This is a genomic window from Mesorhizobium sp. M7A.F.Ca.AU.002.02.1.1 (assembly GCF_003998535.1).
GTDB lineage: Bacteria > Pseudomonadota > Alphaproteobacteria > Rhizobiales > Rhizobiaceae > Mesorhizobium > Mesorhizobium ciceri.
This window is the reverse complement of the sequence record NZ_RZPB01000589.1, coordinates 1-3761: the sequence shown is the minus strand read 5'-3', so window position 1 is coordinate 3761 and position 3761 is coordinate 1. Positions and strand designations below refer to the sequence as shown.

The 3761-nt window shown below is 62.2% G+C and carries 4 protein-coding genes; 1 reads left to right on the top strand and 3 read right to left on the bottom strand.

Annotated elements, in window-relative coordinates; genetic code table 11:
- Positions 1 to 69 precede the first annotated feature (69 nt).
- Positions 70 to 618, bottom strand: coding sequence for a DUF177 domain-containing protein (locus EN879_RS27345; protein WP_013532234.1), 549 nt, complete (start codon positions 616 to 618; stop codon positions 70 to 72).
- On the bottom strand, positions 615 to 1163 hold the full coding sequence (locus EN879_RS27340; protein ID WP_063167769.1) for a ubiquinol-cytochrome C chaperone family protein: 549 nt from the start codon (positions 1161 to 1163) through the stop codon (positions 615 to 617). Before EN879_RS27340 ends, EN879_RS27345 begins: the two co-directional genes overlap by 4 nt.
- Positions 1164 to 1277: 114 nt before the next feature.
- On the opposite strand from EN879_RS27340, the gene EN879_RS27335 reads away from it, so the two are divergent.
- Positions 1278 to 1790 (top strand): outer membrane protein assembly factor BamE, encoded by a 513-nt coding sequence (locus tag EN879_RS27335; RefSeq protein WP_013532236.1) that lies wholly within the window; start codon positions 1278 to 1280, stop codon positions 1788 to 1790.
- 272 nt (positions 1791 to 2062) lie between these two features.
- Here EN879_RS27335 and EN879_RS27330 read toward each other — a convergent pair.
- On the bottom strand, positions 2063 to 3761 hold a 1699-nt coding region (locus tag EN879_RS27330; RefSeq protein ID WP_127274358.1), incomplete at its 5' end, for a sodium-translocating pyrophosphatase.

Sequence of the window (3761 nt, the reverse complement as noted above, 5' to 3'; positions counted from 1 at the left end):
GCGAAGGTTCGGCGAAAATAACGGTTTTGGGCTGCCACACAACCGACTTTTCCGTCGCGGGCGAGCTTTTCAGGATTTTCCCAGCAAGGATCGCAGTTTTTGCTGAAATTCATTCTCCGCCGGTTCGGTCTCGCTGCCGGCGTTGAGCGCTGCGCCCTGCTTACGCGGATAGGGGTCGATGGCGAGCCCGAAATACTGTTCGGCGAGTGCCCCGACATCGATCGTGTCACCGGAAAATGTCTCTGGACTGTCAGGGCCTTCCGCGTCGAGCAGGATCTCGCCGCCACCATCGAAACCCTGCCGTCCAAGCTTGGAATCCTCGGGCAGCAGCAGCGCTTCGACCGGTTCGTCGATATGCGCTTCGACAGGCTCGAGCGTGACGATGCAGGCCTGGGTGATGTCGGCTTCGACACGACCGCTTATCTTCACGCCATTGCGCTTCCACGACGCGACCAGAAGCTCGGCGCGATAGGATTCGACCGAAATCAACCCGTGCTCCTCGGCCAGTGCCGCACGCTGTGCGGCATCGGCTTCGACAACCAGCGGCAGGCCCTTTTGCGGCAGGCGCGTGATGTTTGCACGGAAGGAGACCGGGCTTTGCGGGTCCACATGCTTCATTGTTCAACCTCCTTGGCGGCGGGAAAGGTCAGCGTGCCGGAGACAATCGATTCGGATGTCTGCGCGGCCAGATGATTGCGCGCGTCGGTAACATAGTTGGCCAGCAGCGATGCTTCCAGCCAGGCGCCCGCGTCGGGCCGGACATTGCGGGCAAGAGCCGCGGTCAGCGCTTCATGGTCGTTTCTTTCCAGGGCATCGTCATAGGCAGCGGTTCGGCCATAAAACATCTTTGCCAGCTTTTTCATGCGTTTGGGCACGCCAACGTCGCCAATGCCCAATTCCCGCAACGAATGGTCGACGTCGAGGAAGAACTCGTCGATCAGCACCTGGGCGACCTCTTGCGCCGCACCGCTCTCACCGCGCAACCTGTGCTGGAACAGGAACATGTGCAGCGACAGCATCTCGAAACGGCCAAGCGGCGTGTCTGGCACATTCCAGTGGGAATAAAACACCGTCTGCCGCGCCGCCGCCACGATTTGTGCGTAAAGCGCCTCGGTGATAGCGCGGTTGGCGTAGCGTTCGCGGCCAAAAAAGCGCTGGAACATTGGGGATGGTCTCCTGGGGACCGTTTGTTGAAGTGGGCTTGTTGCATCGGCAAGCAAGCTGGTTTACCGGTTTCGCGGCCCAGCGCAAGTTGCGGCCAGCTAATGGAGTTGTTGTTGCGCGCGCTGAATTTCAAGTCGACCTTCTCGTCCAGGCCCGCCGGCGCGATCTCGCTGCTGATGATCGTTTCGGCACTATCGGCCTGCCACACCTCCAAGATGATCGGCGACCTCAGCCCGAGTGAGACGCTGACGCAAGGTTACGTCATAGACCAGCAGGCAATCGACCTGGTGCCGGTCGGTTCGAGCCGCGAGCAGGTGCTTCTGGCGCTCGGCACGCCGTCGACGACCGCGACCTTCGACAACGAGGCCTTCTATTACATTTCGCAGACGCGCAAGCGCTACGTCGCCTTCGACAAGCCACGGCTCATTGATCAGCATGTGCTGGCGGTCTATTTCGGCGCCGATGGCCGCGTCACCCAGATCGCCAATTACGGGATGAAGGACGGCAAGATGTTCGACTTCATCTCACGCACCACACCGACCGGCGGCAAGGACCAGAACTTCCTCAGCCAGATCATCAACGGTGCCAGCAAGCTGGCACCCAGCATTCCGGGCGGCGGCGCCTAATTCCTTTCGGCTTCCATTCCGGGAGCCTCATCATCTCAGACGACCAAAAACCCGCGGGAGCGATCCTGCGGGTTTTTGTTGTGGCCTCGATCAGGGCAAGATCCCCGTATGTTTGCCGGCGATGCTTAAGCCGTCGAAACCCAAGCCGGTAGATGAGATACCGGCGCATTTACCGCATGCAAGAGATCGGCTTGTTGACGCGTCGACATGGCATTGCTCAACAAAAAACCCGCGGGATCGCTCCCGCGGGTTGTTTCGGGCTGAAGCCTAGATCAGCCGTGCGCGAGCACGGCCAGCAGCAGGAGCGCGACGATGTTGGTGATCTTGATCGCCGGGTTGACGGCGGGGCCAGCGGTGTCCTTGTAGGGATCGCCGACCGTGTCACCGGTCACCGAAGCCTTATGCGCCTCGGAACCCTTGAGATGCTTGACGCCGTCCTTGTCGACAAAGCCGTCTTCGAAGGACTTCTTGGCGTTGTCCCAGGCGCCGCCGCCAGAGGTCATCGAGATAGCGACGAACAGGCCGTTGACGATGACGCCGAGCAGCGAGGCACCCAGCGCTGCAAAGGCAGACGCCTTCGAGCCCGAGATGAGCAGCACGCCGAAATAGACGACGAGCGGCGCCAGCACCGGCAGCAGCGACGGGATGATCATTTCCCTGATTGCCGCCTTGGTCAGAAGGTCGACCGCGCGGGCGTAGTTCGGCTTCGAGGTGCCGGCCATGATGCCCGGATCCTCGCGGAACTGCTTGCGCACCTCCTCGACGATGGCGCCCGCCGCACGGCCGACGGCCGTCATGGCGATGCCGCCGAACAGATACGGGATCAGCCCGCCGAAGATCAGGCCGGCGACGACGTATGGGTTGGAGAGATCGAAGGAGATCTCGCCCATGCCCTGGAAGTAGGGATATTTGTCGCCATTGGCGGCGAAGAACTTCAGGTCGTTCGAGTACGCGGCAAACAGCACCAATGCGCCGAGACCAGCGGAGCCGATGGCGTAGCCCTTGGTCACCGCCTTGGTGGTGTTGCCGACCGCGTCGAGCGCGTCGGTGGAGTGGCGCACTTCCTTGGGCAGGCCGGCCATTTCGGCGATGCCGCCGGCATTGTCGGTGACCGGGCCGAAGGCATCGAGCGCAACGATCATGCCGGCAAGGCCGAGCATCGTCGTGACCGCGATCGCCGTACCGAAGAGGCCGGCAAGCTGATAGGTCGAGATGATGCCGCCGACGATGACGATCGCCGGCAGCGCCGTCGATTCCAGCGAGACCGCGAGGCCCTGGATGACGTTGGTGCCGTGACCGGTGACCGACGCCTGGGCGATGGAATTGACCGGGCGCTTGTTGGTGCCGGTGTAGTATTCGGTGATGACCACGATGAGACCGGTCACCACGAGGCCGATCAGGCCGCAGATGAACAGGTTCTTGCCGGTGATGACCATGCCGGCGACCGTGCCGACCTCACCCCAGCCGAGCGTCACCTGGGTGGCGACGCCGAGGCCGACGATGGACAGCAGGCCAGTGACGATCAGGCCCTTGTAGAGTGCGCCCATGATCGAGCCGTTGGAACCGAGCTTGACGAAGAAGGTGCCGACGATCGAGGTCAGGATGCAGGCGCCGCAGATGGCGAGCGGATAAAGCATGGCCGCACCCAACACGGCGGTGCCGCCAAAGAAGATGGCAGCCAGAACCATGGTGGCGACGACAGTCACCGCATAGGTTTCGAACAGGTCAGCGGCCATGCCGGCGCAGTCGCCGACATTGTCGCCGACATTGTCGGCGATCGTGGCCGGGTTGCGCGGATCGTCTTCGGGAATACCGGCTTCGACCTTGCCGACGAGATCGCCACCGACGTCGGCGCCTTTGGTGAAGATGCCGCCGCCGAGACGAGCGAAGATCGAGATCAGCGATGCGCCGAAGCCGAGCGAGACCAGCGAGTCGATGACGATGCGGTCATTGGGCTGGAGGCCCATGAAG